Annotated in this window: 14 protein-coding genes; all 14 read left to right on the top strand. The window is 32.7% G+C overall.

Annotated elements, in window-relative coordinates:
- Window position 1: 1 nt before the first annotated feature.
- Window positions 2–574, top strand: coding sequence for a chemotaxis protein CheB (locus DR980_RS02695; protein WP_113633729.1), 573 nt, complete (start codon window positions 2–4; stop codon window positions 572–574).
- A 31-nt stretch (window positions 575–605) separates the two neighbouring features.
- Window positions 606–4,124, top strand: a complete 3,519-nt coding sequence (locus DR980_RS02690; RefSeq protein WP_113633728.1) for a response regulator — start codon at window positions 606–608, stop codon at window positions 4,122–4,124.
- Window positions 4,125–4,239: 115 nt separating this feature from the next.
- Complete coding sequence (locus DR980_RS02685; protein WP_113633727.1) at window positions 4,240–6,702, top strand: response regulator; 2,463 nt, start codon at window positions 4,240–4,242, stop codon at window positions 6,700–6,702.
- Between the two features lie 436 nt (window positions 6,703–7,138).
- Window positions 7,139–7,333 carry a hypothetical protein gene (locus DR980_RS02680; protein ID WP_113633726.1) on the top strand — a complete coding sequence of 65 codons (195 nt, stop codon included), beginning with the start codon at window positions 7,139–7,141 and terminating at the stop codon, window positions 7,331–7,333.
- A 277-nt stretch (window positions 7,334–7,610) separates the two neighbouring features.
- Window positions 7,611–8,600, top strand: a complete 990-nt coding sequence (locus DR980_RS02675; protein ID WP_113633725.1) for a 2-hydroxyacid dehydrogenase — start codon at window positions 7,611–7,613, stop codon at window positions 8,598–8,600.
- A 128-nt stretch (window positions 8,601–8,728) separates the two neighbouring features.
- Window positions 8,729–9,097 carry a DUF892 family protein gene (locus DR980_RS02670; RefSeq protein WP_113633724.1) on the top strand — a complete coding sequence of 123 codons (369 nt, stop codon included), beginning with the start codon at window positions 8,729–8,731 and terminating at the stop codon, window positions 9,095–9,097.
- A 6-nt stretch (window positions 9,098–9,103) separates the two neighbouring features.
- Window positions 9,104–10,486 carry an NAD-dependent succinate-semialdehyde dehydrogenase gene (locus DR980_RS02665; protein ID WP_113633723.1) on the top strand — a complete coding sequence of 461 codons (1,383 nt, stop codon included), beginning with the start codon at window positions 9,104–9,106 and terminating at the stop codon, window positions 10,484–10,486.
- A 474-nt stretch (window positions 10,487–10,960) separates the two neighbouring features.
- Window positions 10,961–12,040 (top strand): alkene reductase, encoded by a 1,080-nt coding sequence (locus DR980_RS02660; RefSeq protein ID WP_113633722.1) that lies wholly within the window; start codon window positions 10,961–10,963, stop codon window positions 12,038–12,040.
- Between the two features lie 50 nt (window positions 12,041–12,090).
- Window positions 12,091–13,152 carry a class I fructose-bisphosphate aldolase gene (locus DR980_RS02655; RefSeq protein ID WP_113633721.1) on the top strand — a complete coding sequence of 354 codons (1,062 nt, stop codon included), beginning with the start codon at window positions 12,091–12,093 and terminating at the stop codon, window positions 13,150–13,152.
- A gap of 331 nt (window positions 13,153–13,483) precedes the next feature.
- Window positions 13,484–13,957 carry a Dps family protein gene (locus DR980_RS02650; RefSeq protein WP_196854032.1) on the top strand — a complete coding sequence of 158 codons (474 nt, stop codon included), beginning with the start codon at window positions 13,484–13,486 and terminating at the stop codon, window positions 13,955–13,957.
- Between the two features lie 25 nt (window positions 13,958–13,982).
- Window positions 13,983–14,105: a hypothetical protein gene (locus DR980_RS16595; RefSeq protein WP_262510246.1), complete on the top strand. Its 123-nt coding sequence runs from the start codon at window positions 13,983–13,985 to the stop codon at window positions 14,103–14,105.
- A gap of 318 nt (window positions 14,106–14,423) precedes the next feature.
- A complete protein-coding gene (locus DR980_RS16650) occupies window positions 14,424–15,806 on the top strand; it encodes an OmpA family protein (RefSeq protein ID WP_113633720.1) in 1,383 nt (460 codons plus the stop codon).
- A 374-nt stretch (window positions 15,807–16,180) separates the two neighbouring features.
- Entirely contained in the window at window positions 16,181–16,564 is a 384-nt protein-coding gene (locus tag DR980_RS02640; protein ID WP_113633942.1) for a hypothetical protein, read from the top strand.
- Window positions 16,565–16,621: 57 nt separating this feature from the next.
- Entirely contained in the window at window positions 16,622–16,843 is a 222-nt protein-coding gene (locus DR980_RS02635) for a hypothetical protein (protein WP_113633719.1), read from the top strand.
- Window positions 16,844–16,903: the final 60 nt, after the last annotated feature.

Raw genomic sequence — 16,903 nt, 5'->3', positions numbered from 1 at the left:
AATGTATTATGAAGCAATTGTAATAGGAGTTTCTTCTGGTGGAATGAAAGCTTTAAAGTTTTTATCTTCATCCTTACCAATACATTTTAGTATTCCAATTATCATTGTACAGCATTTAAGCTCAAAATCTGATAGTCATTGGATTCATCTTTTAAATGAAAAAAGTCAACTGAATGTAAAAGAAGTTGATGAAAAAGAAAAAATTACAAAAGGCTACATTTACATTGCTCCTCCAAACTATCATTTGATGATTGAAAAGGATCAAACTTTTTCACTTACAATTGACGAACGTGTAAATTTTGCCAGACCATCAATCGATGTGTTATTTGAATCAGCCGCCGAGGTCTTTAAAAATAAATTAATTGGAATAGTACTTACAGGATCTAACAGTGATGGAACAAATGGAATTATTCGAATAAAGAAATACGGTGGTTTAGCTATTATTCAAGATCCAACAACAGCTGAATCTGAATATATGCCAAAGTCAGCAATTGCAGCCATAATCCCGGATCATGTTTTATCATTAGAGAAAATAATTGAGTTACTGCTAAAAATAGATCACAAGAACAAATAATCAGCATCAATATTACAAATAATACTATCAAATGAACCTAGGAAGAAAAATAATTATTGGATTTATTGCTTGTGCGATAGTACTTTTTTGTGTTGCGATTTTTTCATTTAAAAACACTGAAAAATTTGTTGCTTCAAATAATTTAGTAAACCATTCCAATCAGGTTTTATATGAATTCGAACAAATACTCAAATCTTCCATTGATGCAGAAACTGGCGTGCGAGGATATATAATAACAGGCGATGCTATTTTTTTGACACCTTTTTCAACAGCTAATTCGAAGATAATTGAGAAAATTGAAAAGGTAAAAGAACTAACTAAAGACAATTCCACTCAACAAAAAAACATTGAGGAACTTACAAAGCAATTCAAACTTAGGTTAGAGAATTTAAATAAAGGAGTTATCCTTCGGAAAAATAACTTTGAAAAAGCCAAAACTTTTGTTGCTTCACGTGAGGGAAAACAAATTCAAGATGAAATAAGAAAAAGAATTGAAAAAGCACAAGCAGTAGAACGTATATTACTTGCTCAAAGAGTTCAGGAAAGTCAGAATGATGCGAGTAAGTTTAATTTTGTTTTTGCGGTATTATTGTTGGTTATTGGGATGATTCTTATCGCAGTATACACCATCATTGCTAAAAATTTGAAGGCTTTAAAAAATTCAGAGTCGGAAACTGCTGAAAAAAATTGGTTGCTTACAGGTAATGCTGAACTTAACGAAAAACTTATTGGCGATCAAAACATAATTCAACTGGCAAATAATACAATCAGTTTTTTATGTACCTACATGAAAGCCAATATTGGCGCCGTTTACCTATTTAATGAAAAGGATAATACTTTGAAATTAACTGGAAAATTTGCTTTTAGTTCAGCCAAAGACACCACCGAAATTTTCAAATTAAATGAAGGATTAATTGGTCAGGCTGCGTGGGAACAAAAACAAATTTCTTTGACAGATATATCAGAAGATCAGATCCGAATTACGTCATCGGTACTGAATGCGAAGCCAAAAAATTTGCTCATTACTCCTATTTTACTTGACGGCAGAACCATAGGTGTTATAGAAATTGGTAAGCTTAGTGATTTTACCGAAACTGAAAAAGAATTCATCAATGTTTCAATGAGAAGTATTGCCATCAGCATAAATACTGTTCAACAAGCTGAAGAAAAAGAATTGAGAGCTGCAGAATTAGCTATTGCTAATAATGAATTGGCGTATCAAAATGACGAAAAAGAAAAAAGAGCAGCTGAATTAGCGATTGCAAATGAAGAACTAGCGTATCAAAATGAGGAGAAAGAAAAACGAGCTGTTGAATTAAGTTTTGCCAACAAAGAGCTTTCAAATCAAGCGGAAGAACTTCAAATACAGCAAGAAGAACTGAGACAGCTAAATGAAGAACTTGAACAACAAGCACAAAATCTCAAGCAACAGCAAGAGGAATTGCAGATGACCAATGAAGAATTGGAAGAGCAAACCCAATCATTGGAAGAAAAAAATAAAGAAGTTGAAGCTTCCAAAAATGATATTGAGAAAAAAACAAAACAACTTGAAATCAGCAGTAAATACAAATCGGAATTTCTTGCAAACATGTCGCATGAATTAAGAACGCCACTGAATAGTTTATTAATTCTCTCAAAAGATTTATCCGAAAACAGAAAGAAAAATTTAGACGAAGTTCAAGTTGAAAGTGCAGAAATAATTTATAAAAGTGGTCATGATCTTCTTGTATTAATAAATGAAGTGTTGGATTTATCCAAGATTGAAGCCGGGAAAATGAATGTAAATATTGAAAAAGTATACATCAAAAATTTCAGTCATAATTTACTTCGTGATTTTAAACATCAAGCGGAACAAAAAGGATTAACGATATTGTGTGAATTAGCATCAAATTTACCTGATTTCATAAATACTGACTCGCAACGATTGAATCAAATATTGAAAAATCTTTTATCCAATGCAATCAAATTCACCGAAAATGGAAGTGTAATTATACGCATCGAACTTTATACGGAAACTACTTTGAACATTTCTGTTACTGATACAGGAATTGGAATATCAGAAGACAAGCAATCGGCTATATTCGAAGCTTTTCAACAAGCGGAAGGCGGTACTTCCAGAAAATATGGCGGTACAGGTCTCGGACTTTCTATTTCACGAGAACTTGCTAAATTATTGGAAGGAGAAATAAAAGTAGACAGTAATTTAGACCAAGGATCAACATTTTCGCTTATTATTCCACTAGCAATTTACCCTACGCAAGAAGCTGAGCAAGAAATTCCCGTGCAACCAATTTCGACTCCGCGACGCTCCGAGAATGATGTTAAATATTTAAATTATCCAACCATTCAAGACGATAGAGAAGTCATAAATGCCGATGATAAAATAGTACTAATCATTGAAGATGATCGAAATTTTGCTGCTATACTTTTAAAACAAGCGAACAAAAAAGGATTCAAATGCTTGTCCGCTTCATCTGGCGAAGACGGGCTTTTGCTTGCTGCAAAATACAAACCACAAGCCATCATTCTCGATATGGGATTGCCGGGAATCAAAGGAAAACAAGTGTTACATGAATTAAAAGTTAATCCTTCCGTAAGACATATTCCGGTGCATATTATATCCGCAAATGACCGTTCGCTGGAACCCATCAGAGAAGGTGCGGTAGAATATTTGATGAAACCAATAGCAAAAGACGAACTGGAACAGGCATTCAACAGGATTGAGAATTTTGTGGATAGAAAAATAAAAAAACTGTTGATTATTGAAGACAGTGAAAATTCCAGAAAAGCAATGAAAATACTCATTGGAACCGGTGATGTAGAATGTTACGAAGCGGCGACTGGAAAAGAAGCGATAGCAATATTTGAAAATAATCACATAGATTGTATTATTCTGGACATCGGATTGCCTGACATGACTGGCTTTGAACTGATCCATACGCTAGGCGAAATGAAAGGCCACAACCTTCCTCCTATTATCGTATATACCGGAAAGGAACTTACTAAAGAAGAAAATAATCTTCTACACAAATACTCAGACAGCATTATTATAAAAGGCATAAAATCAGAAGAACGATTGCTGGATGAAACTGCCCTTTTTCTTCACCGAACCGTCAGTAATTTGCCAAAATCAAAACAAATTATGATTCATAATTTGCACGATAAAGAGGCAATTTTTCAGTCTAAAAAAATCTTGCTGGTAGATGATGACATGCGAAATGTTTTTGCTTTATCAAAAATATTGCAAGAACGTGGAATGGAAGTCATAAAATCCGAAGACGGAAAAAACGCATTGAATATGCTTGAAGTTCATAATGATATTGATTTAGTTTTAATGGATATTATGATGCCAGAAATGGACGGTTACGAGGCAATGAAACGCATACGATCCCAAATAAAATTCAGAAACTTACCCATAATTGCCCTAACCGCAAAAGCGATGAAAGACGATAAACAAAAATGTATTGATGCTGGCGCTAATGATTACATCACTAAACCAATTGATGTAGATCGTTTACTGTCATTGATGCGAGTTTGGTTAAGTAAATAATAAAATAATATCAAAAAGGCGGTAAATCCCCAAAGTCATTACGTTAAATTTTTTGTTGCTATTTCAATATTCATAAAGAATAAGCAACATTCAAACTTTTATTTTACAATTAAAAATGAAAATAAATAGCCCTGTTAAAATTTTATTAGTCGATGACTTACCCGAAAACTTATTCGCCTTAGAAGTTATACTTTCTGACGAAAATTATTCATGTGTCAAAGCAAATTCCGGTAACGAAGCTTTAAAAATTCTGTTGCATCAACAAGATTTTGCACTCATATTAATTGATGTGCAAATGCCGATGATGGATGGATTTGAAACCGTAGAATTAATTCGACAAATTGACAAACTTAAACATGTTCCCATTATTTTTTTGACGGCTAGCATGGATAATTCGGTACAAATTTTCAAAGGATACCAAGCAGGAGCTGTTGATTACATGATCAAACCACTTTCTCCAGAAATATTAAGAGCAAAAGTGGCTGTTTTTGTGGATTTACATACAAAAAATCAAGAATTATTATTTCAGGCGCAACAACTTAAAAAACTGAATACCGATCTTAATGCCCAAAAATTACGGTCTGACTATTCTCTTAGCCTTATTGAAGCGAGTCATGACCCTTTATTTGCAATTAGCCCCGAAGGAAAAATCACCGACATGAATAATGCATCGGTAGAAGTAACTGGTATCGGGCGTCAGGAATTAATTGGCACTAATTTTTTTGAATATTTTACGGAACCGGAAAAAGCCCTCGAAGTTTATCAAAAAGTATTTGAAAAAGGATTTATTGCTGATTCTCCTTTAATTCTTCGTCATAAAAACGGCAAATTGATTCATGTTTTATTCAATGGTGCCGTGTACAATGATGACAAAGAAAATGTGCTTGGAGCAGCAATTGTTGCCAGAGATGTGACTAATCAAAAAAGAATTGAAACAGAATTAATTGAAGCTAAAATATTTGCGGAATTAGCAACGGAAATTGCAGAAGAAGCAAAAATAAATGCTGAAAATGCTAAAGCCATTGCTGAAAACGCTATGAAAGCAAAACAGCAATTCTTGTCAAACATGAGTCACGAAATACGTACACCAATGAACGCAATCATTGGCTTTACAAAAGTATTGTTCAGGACAGATTTGACCTATAAACAAAAAGAATATTTAAGTGCAATTAAAATAAGTGGAGACGCATTAATCGTGCTGATTAATGATATTTTGGATTTGGCAAAAGTAGACGCCGGAAAGATGACTTTTGAGAAAACGCCTTTCAAAATGGAATCTTCTATTACAGCGATGCTTCATTTATTTGAAAACAAAATTCAGGAAAAAAACTTAAAATTAGTAAAAGAATACGACAATAAAATTCCCGATGTTTTGGTTGGAGACCCGATTCGTTTGCATCAAATCGTTTTAAATTTAGTTAGCAATGCTGTTAAATTTACATTCAAAGGAAAAATTACCGTAAGTGTTGATTTGTTGCATGAAGATCATGAAAAAGTGATCCTTAAATTTGCTGTAACTGATACTGGAATAGGAATTTCCGAGGAAAAAATAGGAACAATATTTGAAAATTTTCAACAGGCAACCAGCGGAACTTCAAAATTGTATGGTGGAACTGGACTTGGACTAGCTATTGTAAAACAATTAGTCGAACCGCAAGGAGGAACTATTCGTGTAAATAGTATTATTCATGAAGGTTCTACATTTAGTTTCACCTTGCCTTTCCAAAAAACGAATGACAAAGCTCAGCTGGAAAACGAAGTGACAAAGATAGAATCTGAATTAAAAAATATAAAAGTATTAGTGGTTGAAGATATTCCGTTGAATCAATTATTGATGAAAACATTACTGGATGATTTTGGATTTGAGCGTGACATAGCCGAAAACGGTAAAATCGCTATCGAAAAATTAAAAGAAAAAGAATACGAAATTATATTGATGGACTTACAAATGCCGGAAATGAACGGATTTGAAGCTACAGAATACATTCGTAAAACAATGAAATCAACTATTCCAATAATTGCTTTGACTGCGGATGTTACGACAGTGGATTTAGCAAAATGCAAAGCCGTGGGAATGGACGATTACCTTGCAAAACCAGTAGACGAAAAGCAATTGTATAATAAAATAGTTAGTATTTTAAATCAGTCAAAACTTAATAAGCTTCCTCAAAATCAGATTGACAAATTTGAAGATAACATTGTGACTGAGGAAAAAATACGATGTATTAATCTCGGGTATTTAAACCAGAGAACAAAATCAAATCCAAAATTGATGATGGAAATGATAACATTGTATTTAGGACAAGTTCCGCCATTAGTACAAACGATGAAACAAAGTCTGGCAGATCAAAATTGGTCTTTATTAGCAGCTTCGGCGCATAAAATGATACCGTCCTTTTCAATTGTTGGAATCAGTTCCAATTATGAAAACATGGCAAAAAAAATTCAAGAATTGGCAACAGCTCCGGAAAAGTCAGAAGAAATTAAGGACTTAGTACAGGAAATTGATGACGTTTGCCAGCAAGCTTGTGTGGAATTGAATGAGGAATTTGAATTAATTAAAAATGGGTTGTTATAAAAGATTATAGTAAAACTCAGGATATAATTTTTGCTTTTTTTAATAATTCCTTTTTCGTTTGGAGTCATTAACCTCGTCATTTAAGAATAAATAGAAATCCTTAATAATTGGTACCGAAAAATCTTTCTGTTGACTTTTTGAAAAAACCGTTGAACAAGGCTAAATTTACGGAAGCCTAAAACACCTTTTCTACTCACTAACAACTACTTAAAACTAATAAATTTAAAATTTTGATGTAATATTTTTTTCTAAACTGTGAATGATATAACTTTTTTTAACAATTGTGTAACACATTGAGCGTGTAATCAAAATACATTTGTTTTATAATTATGATACCCAATTATTGGATTCCTAATTATTTAAAGTGTTTGTTTTTTAAACCTATTCGGTTAAAAACTGAGACTAAAAAAATATATAAATCTTAAAAATAAAAATTATGAATCTTAAAAGAATCTTTGGAGCTTTACTTACAGCTCTTGGAATAGGTGGCCTTATTTACACTGCAGTTATATTTGCAAGTACTTCAGGTGAAACAACAGATATTAAAGCGCTAATCATTTACGGTGTACTTGGTGTACTTTTCTTCGTATCTGGAATCAGCTTAGTACGTACAACTAAAGACGAAGCATAAATTGTATTGTGCATGTTCAGTTGTTCTTAATTACAAATTAATTCAATAGACATGCAAAAAATGATTTATTGATGTTCTATTTATTTTTTTCAATTCTGTCATAAGAATTCTTAACGTTTATTAATTTTTAACGTTAAAAAATATTTAGATACGATTTTACAAATGAAATTCTCTCTGTTTTTTTAATATTCAGAGAGAATTTTTTTTTACTCAATTTTGGTTTTCATTCTCCTTTGGAAATAAATAAATAAATTTTTATTATTTTAAAAATTACACCATGAAAATAGCCGTCTTTAGCACAAAACCATACGACAGAGAATACTTAGACAAGTTTAATATTGAAAGTAAACATGAATTAGTATATTTTGATGCGCCATTAAATAGTGAAACAACGAATTTAGCGATAGGATTTGAAGCTGTTTGTGTATTTGTAAATGATGTAATCGATAAAAAGACGATTGGAAAATTATCAGAAATCGGTATCAAGCTTATTGATTTACGTTGTGCAGGATTTAACAATATTGATCTTGCAGCAGCGGCAAAATACAACATCAAAGTTATGCGTGTCCCAGCATATTCGCCACAAGCCGTTGCAGAGCATGCCGTTGCATTGATTTTGACTTTAAATCGTAAAACACATAAAGCATACAATAGAGTTCGGGAAAGTAATTTTTCGTTAGAAAACCTTACCGGATTCAATCTTTATGAAAAAACGGTTGGAGTAATAGGAACAGGGAAAATTGGTGCGGCTTTTTGCCAAATAATGCTTGGATTCGGTTGTAATGTTATTGCTTACGATGTTTTTGAGTCAGAAAAATTAATTCAGAAAGGAGTTGTTTATGTAACTTTAGAAGAATTAATTAAAAACTCCGATGTAATTTCCCTCCACTGTCCTCTCACTTCTGAAACCAAACACCTTTTTGACCGCGACGCTTTTTCAAAAATAAAAAAAGGAGCTATGTTGATAAATACTAGTCGAGGTGCTTTAATCAAAACTTCACATGCTATTGAAGCGTTAAAAAAAGAGCAATTAGGCTATTTAGGAATTGACGTTTATGAGCAGGAAGAAAATCTATTTTTCAAAGATTTGTCAGAAAGTATCATTCATGATGATTTAATTGAGCGATTAATGGCCTTTCATAATGTCTTAATTACACCACATCAGGGCTTTTTTACCAATGAAGCATTAGACAAAATTGCTATTACTACATTACAGAATTTTTCTAATTTTGAAGATGGTTTACCCTTAGAAAATGAAGTAAAGTAAAATACTAGCTTCAAATTACCCACTATATGTGAATATTACAACTCTCGGGTAATATTATGTAATGAATTTTAGCTTATTAAATCCCAACTTTACATTTATGCATTAGTATTCAACATAAATCTACACAAATGAAAAGTACAATCACCAAAATGGACAAAAAAGCCACATTGCAAAATACGAAAGGAAATTCAGATGAAACGAATCTCGAAACGAGTGAGAGTTGTCGAAATATTTTTGTAGAGGAATTAAAAGAAATTTATTTTTCAGAAAAGGCATTAATTATCTCCATTCCTATACTGATTCAAAATGCTGCGACTGATGAACTCGCAGATGCCCTTAAAGTGCATCTTCAATTTACAATAGACCATATCAAACGCTTGGAAGAATTTTTTAATTCCATTGGCGAAAAAGATATTATGTTGCAATATGAGGCAATGTATGGCATGGCTACCTCACAAAAAACAGAAAAAATCACAAGTAATCTATCTAAAAAATAAAAAAAAATGGCTATTCAAACCGTTAATCCTTTTACAAATAAAGTTGTCCGTTCATTTGAAGAAATGAATGATAAAACAGTTGACATACTGGTGGCACAATCCGAAAAAACATTCACTTCTTGGAAAAAAGAGAGTTACGAGAAACGAGCTAAAATTTTACACAAAGTTGCTTCTTTAATGCGTGAAAAAAAGGAACATTTGGCAAAAATTATCACGCTAGAAATGGGTAAATTAATTGCTCAGGCTGAAGGTGAAATTATGTTAAGTGCCGATATTTTTGATTATTACGCTACAAATGCTGCGATATTTTTAGCAGATAAACATCTGGAACCAGAATACGGCAGCGCTTACGTGCGTTGTAGTCCAATGGGAGTCATTCTTGGTGTTGAGCCATGGAATTTTCCTTTTTATCAAGTCGCCAGATTTTCAGCACCAAACCTTATGATAGGAAATACAGTACTTGTAAAACACGCTTCCTCAGTCCCGCAATGTGCAATTGCCATTGAAGATTTATTCATTGAAGCTAGTGCGCCAACAGGTCTTTATACCAATCTATTTATTTCAGGAGAGCGAGCATCAGCTTTGGTTGCGGATAAAAGAATAAAAGGTGTTGCGTTGACAGGAAGTGAAGCAGCAGGTGCCAGCATTGCCAGTGAAGCAGGAAAAAATTTAAAAAAATCTGTGTTAGAATTGGGAGGAAATGATGCGTTTATAATTCTTGATGACACTGATATTGATAAGGTCGTGGATTGGGCAGTAGTAAGTCGAATCAATAATAACGGTGAAAGTTGTGTGGCCTCAAAAAGATTTATTGCTCTTGATAGCGTTGCGGACGAATTTATTGAAAAATTTAAAGAAAAATTGTCAAACCTAGTTATGGGAGACCCGATGGATTCTAAAACAGAATTAGGTCCGATGAGCAGCGAAGAAGCTGCCGTCCATATTATTGACCAAATTAGAAAGTCAGTTGATGCTGGTGCGACTATTTTATTAGGAGGAACTCGTGCTGACCGATCAGGAGCTTTTGTGAAACCTACAATTTTAACCGATTTAAAACCAGAAATTCCAGCCTATTATGAAGAAATTTTTGGTCCGGTAGCTTCTTTCTATAGAGTGAAAAATGAAGAAGAAGCCATTGAATTAGCAAATGATTCTAATTTTGGTCTTGGTTGCTCAATATTTTCCCAAAACGTAGCACGCGCTGAACGAATTGCTGATAAAATTGATGTTGGAATGGTGTTCATCAATCATCCTGCTTCAACAAAAGCTGATTTGCCTTTTGGAGGTGTGAAGGATTCTGGTTATGGAAGAGAATTATCAGAATTAGGAATTCAGGAATTTGTAAATAAGAAGTTAATACGCATAAGTGGAATTTCTGATCCATTGTAGATTTAATTCGATTAAAATAGAAATATATTTTGTTAGGTAACGTTTTTTCTGATTTGCCAGATTGGCGTAACGGCATCAAGAACATAGGGGTTTTCCAATCTTCCGCCTATGACCAACGAATCGGTACACGAGCTTGATACCCGTTAATTAGAATAATAAAAAAGAATGTTACCTAACTTAATTTGTAGTTTTAGGCAATATCAAGGATTTCGTTTAAAATTATTTTTAAACGAAAAGTATCATTACACAACCTTCATCCTTTTTAAATATAAAAACATAGTTTCCACAAATATTAAAAATCATTTTCAAACGAAATGAAGACTAACTAATAGTTTAGATTTCTAAAAACACTTGCTATCTGAAATAATAAGTTATGCGAGTATAACCATATTTTTAACTGGTAATTTTAATTCACAATTTAATAAATATAAGTATCTTTATATCAATTATTTAAAATATAAATTTATAAAAACTATGGAGTTATTTACACCAAAAAAATGGGGTTCGATCGACCTTAAAAATAGCATAGTTATGGCACCGATGACAAGATGCAGAGCGATTGGTAATGTTCCTAATGAACTAATGGCTAAATATTATCAGCAACGTTCTGGAGCTGGTCTAATTATAACCGAAGGAACCTCACCTTCACCAAATGGACTAGGATACGCTAGAATTCCTGGGGTTTTTAATGCTGAACAAGTAGAAGGGTGGAAAAAAACCACAAGTATTGTCCATAAAAATGGAGGAAAAATAATTGTTCAACTGATGCATTCCGGGAGAATCAGTCATCCGCTGAATATGCCCAAAGGAACACATATATTTGCGCCATCTCAAGTCAAGGCAGCTGGACAAATGTGGACAGATGCCAATGGTTTACAAGATTTTGTTGTTCCAAATGAAATGACTCTTCAAGATATTTTGCATGCTAAAACTGAATACATTTCTGCGGCTGAGAATGCTCTTTTTGCAGGATTTGATGGTGTCGAATTGCATGCTGCAAACGGGTATTTATTAGAAGAATTTCTTTCTCCGGTAAGCAATATTCGAACAGATGAGTACGGAGGGAGCATAGAAAACCGTTGCAAATTTGTGATAGAAGTGGTTGCAGCTGTAGCACAAGCCATTGGAAAAGAAAAAACCGGAATTCGACTTTCTCCTTATGGTGTAGCTAGTGACATGCCACATTATCCTGAAATTGACGCTACATACGATTACTTATCCAAAGAGCTGAATAAACTTGATATTGCGCATATCCATCTTGTGGATCATTCGGCAATGGGTGCTCCTGAAGTTCCTTTGGAAATCAAAAAATTAATTCGTCATAACTTCAAGAATTCCTTAATTACCTGTGGTGGTTATACCAAAGAAAGTGCAGAATCAGCACTTAAATCTGGACTTACAGATCTTGTTGCTTTTGGAAGGCCTTTCATCAACAATCCTGATTTAGTAGAAAGATTTCAAAATAATTGGCCTTTATCAGAAGACCTAAATATGGATTTATTTTATACGGCTGATGAAAAAGGATATACTGATTATCCAGTTTATAAAATCTGATTCCACTCTATTTTTCGCTTTTTAACAACTCATTTAAAAGCAAAGTTAAAATGAAAGATGTATCTAAATTGCTAGCTTTATTAGGAGACGAAAAAGACGCTTTGTTGAATCATGTTTGTAAAACAATATCTAAAGAGCAACTTCATTTGCCCAAGTCATCTCAATTAGATTCCGTTTTTTTAGATAGTAATCGAAATGCACAAACCATTCGGAGTTTGACACAACTGTACCATCACGGCCGACTTTCGAATACGGGTTATCTTTCAATTTTGCCGGTAGATCAGGGAATAGAACACACTGCAGGAAGTTCATTTGCTCCCAATCCAATCTATTTTGATCCAGAAAATATCATAAAATTAGCGATTGAAGCTGGATGTAATGCAGTTGCTTCAACAATGGGCGGTCTAGCAATGCTTTCAAGAAAATATGCCCATAAAATTCCGTTTGTGGTAAAAATAAATCATAATGAACTATTGACTTATCCCAATAAATTTGACCAAATCATGTTTGGGAGCGTTCGTGATGCTTGGAATATGGGAGCTGTGGCTGTGGGTGCAACCATTTATTTTGGCTCAGCCGAATCTAACAGGCAAATAATTGAAGTGGCAAAGGCTTTTGAAGAAGCGCATACTTTAGGAATGGCAACGATTCTTTGGTGTTATTCCAGAAATGATGCATTTATAAAAGACGGAATTGATTATAATACGGCGGCAGACATCACCGGTCAAGCCAATTATTTAGGCGTTTCAATTCAGGCAGATATCATCAAGCAAAAATTACCAACTCATAATGGAGGTTTTAGTTCAATACACTTTGCCAAAACAAATCCGGAAATGTACACGAAGTTAACCAGTACAAATCCAATAGATTTATGCAGATATCAAGTTATGAATTGTTACTCCGGCAGAATTGGGATGATTAATTCAGGAGGCGAATCTAAAGGCGAATCTGATTTAGCGGAAGCTATAAAAACCGCTGTAATAAATAAAAGAGCTGGCGGAGCCGGAATGATTATGGGAAGAAAAGCTTTTCAACGACCGTTCCATGAAGGCGTTGAGCTCATACATTCTGTTCAAGAAATTTACTTAGCCAAAGAAGTCTCAATTGCATAACTTATATTTAGGTTTAAACTTTTATGATCACCATTAAAATTATCTCTAGAAAAGCAAAAATCTATATTTGAATGTCCAGTTCTAAAGCTACATAAATTTCAATACAAATTGGTTTATTTTTATTTAAATCTCTGTTTAACAATTAATTAATGAATTAAAAGTGTGAAAGATGTAACTAATTCTTGTAATCTTATAATACTTTTTTAAAGCAATAAAGAGATCTTTGTAACATGCACTTCTTGGATAAAACATAAATAAGTTTTTAGTTTAACTTGGAAGTTTAAAACAAATTATTTTACAAATTAAGAGTAATAAATAAAATACAGAAAACATGAAAATTAAAATCGGAATTACAGAAGCACATTTAAAAAACAGTATTTCAATCCTTTCTTCAATTTTAGCAAATGAAATGACGCTATATATTAAATTAAGAAAATTTCATTGGAATGTATCCGGACAAAGTTTTATGGAACTACATAAATTGTTTGAAGGACAATATACTCAACTGGAAGTTTCAATTGACGAAACGGCAGAACGTATTAGTAAATTAGGTGGAAAAACGATTGGAACAATGAAAGAGTTTTCGGAGCTAACAATTATCAAGGAATCTCCAAATCAGTATCCAGGTCAAAAAGAAATGCTTCAAGAATTAGTAGAAGATCATGAAACGCTAATCGTTCAGTTGAGAAAAGATGTTGACGCAAGTGCTGACGAAAATAAAGATGCAGGAACAGCTGATTTCCTAACTGGATTGATGCTAGCTCACGAAACAATGGCTTGGACATTGAGAAGATATTTAGAATAATTTAAAAAAATACAATAGTATAATAATGGAAAATTTAGAATCAGAAGTTTACGTTACTTCTACAAGTCATTGCAGAGTTGGAAAAATAACTGCTAAAAAATATATTGAAGAATCTACACTGACACCCGAAAAAGATTTTCAACAGTAATATTTAGTATAAAATAAGAATCTGCAGCCATTTTTGTTTTATTTCAACAAAAACAGTCGACTTTAAAAAAAATTAATTAGAACTATTTAAAAAAACTTCTTTTAAAACTGTCTCCCTGAGCAGTTAACAAAAGAATGACTTTTTTAAATAGTTCTTTTTTTGCTTTCTAATTAATTACTAATTGATGGTATTCTTTTAGATTAAAAAAGGAAAATTTCTTCCCAATGTGTGAATGATACAACTTATTGCAATAGTTCTGTAACAATCGTTAACCCAATGTTGATAACCTTTGCATCAAACAATATAATATAAATAAAGATGAAAAAAATCCTATTACTGTGTACATGCTTAGCATTTACATTTATCTCAAAAGCGCAAACCATAGACAAGAAATGGAATGTTGGTCTTCATGGTGGTGTAACACAATACCAAGGTGACTTAGGCAACAATTTTTACAAAACTGATAAAGCATTTTATGGTTTTGGCGGTGTTTCTGTTTCTAGGTATTTAGGTCGTTATTTCGATTTGAACTTTTTAGCTTCAAAGGGAACTATTGGTTACAACAACAGTCCTTCAGGTAGTTTCAAAAGCGATTTCAATTCGGTTGCATTAAATCTAAGATTTAACATGACAGGTCCTGAATCTATTGTAAGACCTTATGCATTTGCTGGTGTTGGAGCTATGTTATTTGACAAAGATTTAAACTTTGATCAAGATAGAATTGATTATGCGCTACCTACAGCGGGTGGTGGATTAAATTTTAGATTGAGTGATGTAATTACATTGAATTTACAAGAAACATTCAGTTTTTCTAACAAAGACAGAAGAGATGGTGTTGAGAATGGCAAAAAAGATGCTTATTTATCTCACATGGCTGGTTTGACTTTCAATTTAGGAGATAAAAAAGATGCTGATAATGATGGTGTTTCTGACCGTAATGACACATGTCCTGGAACTCCGGCTGGTGTAGTTGTTGATGCAAATGGTTGTCCATTAGACAGAGACAAAGATGGTGTTGCTGATTATTTAGATACTTGCCCAGATGCAGCAGGTTCTGCATTACTGAACGGTTGCCCAGATTCAGACAATGATGGCGTAGCTGATATTAATGACAAATGTCCAGATACTAAACCAGGAACTAAAGTAGATGCTACTGGTTGTGCTATGGATAATGACAAAGATGGAATTACAAATGATTTAGACCGTTGCCCTGATGTTGCTGGTCCAATGAGTTTAAATGGTTGTCCAGATTCTGACGGAGACGGTGTAGCTGATATTGATGACCGTTGTCCTACCGTAAAAGGAACTATCGAAAATAAAGGATGTCCTGAAATTACAAAACAAGATGTTGAGAGAATTACGTACTTAGGAAGTAAAATATTCTTTGAAAACAATAGTGCTAAATTAAAAATAGGTTCATTAGCTCAATTAGATGAATTAGTTAATATCATTAATAAATATGATGCTTCTAATTTAGTTATCGAAGGTCATGCTGATAGCAATGGTAGCGATGCTTTGAATTTAGAATTATCTCAAAAACGTACTGAATCTGTTAAAAATTATTTAATGGAAAAAGGTGTTTCTGGATCAAGAGTAACAGCTGTTGGATATGGTGAAAGTAAACCTATCTCAACAAATGCAACGGCTATTGGACGTGCAAAAAACAGAAGAGTAGAGTTGAAAATGACCTACGAAAAATAGTAAGATTAGGTTGGGTTTTTGGTTTGGTTAGTTGAGGGCTGTTGGAAACAACAGCCCTTTTTTTATGTTTTACAGTGAAATCAGTAATTATTAAATTATACGTGAAATCTAGTTTCTGAGGACCATTCAAAGCAAAATATAATACAACTAGCTACACAATAAGCATATATGCCTTGGTAGTATCTTTTGCATTATTAAGCTCGATTATAAATTTGATTTGTTTTTATAAAGAATTTAGATGTGAATTATATAAATTTTACATAAATTTATATAATAATTTTCAGGAATAAATAGCTGAAATTTAGACTTTTATAATTAATTATTACAATATGTTAAACCACGTAACATTTATAATTACCAAAAAACAAATTATTATGACAGCATCAAAAAAACTAGGGATTTGGATGGATCATTCCTTTGCTCATTTAATGGAATTCACATCAAAACATTTTGAGATTGAAACAATTGAATCAAAGTTTTCAATCAAGGAGAACAAAAAAGATTTGGCAAAGAATGAAAATTTGATGCTTGAAAAAGAGAAAAAACAATTGTACGACTATTACAAAAAAATAGGAGAAACTATTAAAAATTACAAACGCGTAATCCTCTTTGGTCCTACCGATGCCAAGGTAGAACTTTTTGATCTTCTTAGTGAAGACGAGCGTTTTCTGAAGATTAAATTCGAAATCAAAAACACGGATAAGATGACTGCAAGCCAGCAACATAATTTTGTGAAAGAATACTTTTCTGAAGCATAATATTAATCACCTAAAATCACTTTTTTAAACAAATAAATAACTTTAAATAAATAACAAATGAAAACCAAACCCATAGGAATTATATTGATTGTTTTAGGAATATTAATGTTGCTTTATAATAGCTTTAATTTTACAACTACCGAAAAAGTGGTTGATATAGGTCCAATTCAGGTCAATAAAGAAGTAAATCATCCCATCGCCTGGTCTCCTATTATAGGAATTGTACTTGCTGTAGGAGGAGTTGTTTTATTAGTGGTTGGCAACAAAAAAAATGCATAAATTATTTAAGGGTCTAATTATTTACGTGTGAATAATATAACTTTTTACAATATTTATATA

The organism is Flavobacterium psychrolimnae (assembly GCF_003312425.1).
GTDB classification, from domain to species: domain Bacteria; phylum Bacteroidota; class Bacteroidia; order Flavobacteriales; family Flavobacteriaceae; genus Flavobacterium; species Flavobacterium psychrolimnae.
Note: the sequence above shows the minus strand (reverse complement) of the source record. Positions and strands in the feature narration are given on the sequence as shown.